We start from the raw sequence: 2,607 nt of genomic DNA, 5'->3' as shown, positions 1-2,607 counted from the left end.
TGTACGGTGAAGGCGCCCGGGCAGGTGAAGGTGATGTGGGGGCCGTCGAGCACGATGCGCGCTGCGCCCGAGGCGAGCTCGATGCGGCCTCGCGCCTGGATGTGGATCTCGTCGTCGGTGCTGGTGAGCGTGGCCTCGCGCTCGGCGTGGACGGACAGGCTGTCGGTGTGGGCGCGCAAGGACAGCGGCCCGGCGGCGGCCTTGAACTGCAGGCCCTGGTCGTGGGCGTACCAGCGCAGCGCCGCGCCGGCGGTGATGCTGGCGGTGTGGGCGGCGCTGAGCTGCACATCGTCTTGGGCCACCCAGTGCTGGTCCCCGGCAGCCCAGCTCACCAGCGGGCCTTCGGTGCTGAAGACGGCGCCGGCAGCGGCATCCCACACCATCAGCGGCTGCGCAAAGCCGCTGGCGGCGGCCTGTTCGGTGGAGGGGGGCTCCACCTGCTGCACGGCCTGGGTCCACACCGCTGGGGCCTGGGCCGGCTGGCAGGCGCTGGCGGCTTGGTGCAGCCGCTGGTGCAAGGCGTGTGCGCCGCGCCACTGGGCCTGGGCCTCGGGGGTGTCCATCTGCGCGCCGTGCACACTCTGGCCCAAGGCGGGCCGGGCGGTGGTGCTCAGCAGCAGGCCTTGGGCGGCGCGCACCATGGTCCAGCCGGCGCTGGCCAGCTCGAAGCCGGCGCCCCGCCAGGGCCCGCGCTGCGCGCCGCAGGCGGCTTGCTCGATGAGGTGGCCCAGGCCCAGCTCGCTCATGGTGTGGGTGCACAAAAAGCGCATGCGCAGCTGGCCGGTGGCATCGTCGAGCACCCAGCTGTTGTGATGCCCGCCGTCCAGCCCATGGCTGAGCCAGCCCGAGATCGTGCCAGGGTGGTTGACCCCCGAGTCCTGGCCGGCCGCATAGGGCGGGGCGTCGCACTCGTTGTACAGCTGGCCCACGATCACCGGGCGGTCGATGTCGCCCTCGACGAAGTCCACCAGCACCTCGGTGCCCACCCGCGGCACAAAGACCGTGCCCCAGTTGGGGCCGGCCGCGCCTTGGGTCACGCGCACCCAGGCGCTGGCGCGCTCATCGCCCGGGGCATGACCCTGGGCATCGACGGGGCTGTCGTGGGCCAGGCCGCCGGGCAGCGGGCGCACGCCGCGCTGCCAGGGAAACTGGATCTTGACCCGCGCGTTGCGCTCGGTGTGCAAGGCCGCGCCGTCCACGCCGGTGACCACGGCGGCTTGCACCCCCGGCGCCTGGGGCTTGGGGGTCCACGGCGGCACCCAGGGGTGCTCGGCCGCGCAGGCCTCGAACTCGTTGTGGTAGCCACCGCCGGCGGCATCGTCCTGGGCCGCGGCGGCGGCTGCGCCGGGCGGCGGGGCCGGCAAGGGGTTGGTGATGTGGTGGCGCACCCGGGTTAAGCGCCAGCGCCGGCCTTGCAGCGCCGCGTGGGCGCCGATCTCGATCAGCGCCCCGGGGACGAGCCGGCGCACGCTGGAGCGGGCGTGCAGGCCCTGCTGGGGCCAGGCCAGCGCCTGGGCGCGGCGGCGCGCCTGTTCGTGCGCGTGGGCCGCATCGGCGTAGCGCTGCTGGCCCGCGCCGTCGTAGACGGCCAGCGCCGGCCAGTGCGGGCGCGATGGGGCGGCGGCGGTGTCCTGGGCGATGGTGTCCTGGGCGGTGGTGCCGGCCAGGTGCTGCGGGCTCCAACTGCCCAGCACGACTTCGGTGGCCGCGCCGTGGTGGTGCACGGCTGCGCCGTGGACGGCTTCTCGGGCCTGGGGCCCCAGGCGCAGGTCGCCGCGCCCAAAGGGCAGCGCGCCCAGATCGGGCGCCGGGGCCTGGGCGTCGGTGATGACCATCACGTGCTGCGCGGGCGTCTCGCCGTGCGCGTCGTGGTGCTCGAAGTGGTAGACCAGGCCTTCTTCGGCCAGCAAGCGCTCGATGAAGGCGGCGTCGCTCTCGCGGTATTGGCAGCACAGCTCGCGCACGCGCAAGGCGCGCTGCACCTGCGCGCGCCAGCGCGCCTGGGGATGGTCGCGCAGCACCTCGGCCACGATGTCCAGCGCGTGGCGCCCCTGGTAGACGAAGCTGTCGCGGCGGGCATGCAGCAGGCTCAGCCAGGGGCCCACGGTGAGGTGGTAGCGCGCCCACCCTCCGTCGGCACCGCCAAAGCGGGCAGCCAGCACGTGGCCGTGCCAGGACCGCAGCGAGCCGTCGGCACACAGCAGTTGCAGCACCACCTCGTGGCCCGGCCAGGCGGCCACCGGCAGCCCCGCCGAGGGGCTCAGCGCGTCGATCTCGAGCCGAAACGGCTCGCTCAAGCCTTCGTGCACGAGCGCGCGCTGGGCGATCAGCCCGGCCGGCAGCACCCCGGGCAGCAAGCCGCCTTGCAGGCGCAGCAAGCGCGTAGATTGGCTGAAGGCCACACCAAAAGCGCTGGACGCAGCACGCCGCGCCGCCTCGGCAAGGTCAAGGTCCATGCATCCTCCCTGGATGGTGGCGGGGCGCGCCCGCTCGACGATGGAACGCTCGGTCTCAGAGCGCGGCGCAGTATGGACAAGGCCCCGCCGCCTTGGGAAGCCAGCAATCGCGGGTTTTACAAAGAGTTGCCGCAGGTTGCGGGTGGTTACG

The 2,607-nt window shown here is 73.8% G+C and carries 1 protein-coding gene; it reads right to left on the bottom strand.

The window, feature by feature from the left end:
• Positions 1–2,456: type VI secretion system Vgr family protein (locus AC1ECW_RS16145; protein ID WP_481202285.1), on the bottom strand; the 2,456-nt coding region annotated here is incomplete at its 3' end.
• Positions 2,457–2,607 lie beyond the last annotated feature (151 nt).

Source organism: Caldimonas hydrothermalis (genome assembly GCF_056746695.1).
This window is presented reverse-complemented; position numbering and strand designations above follow the sequence as displayed.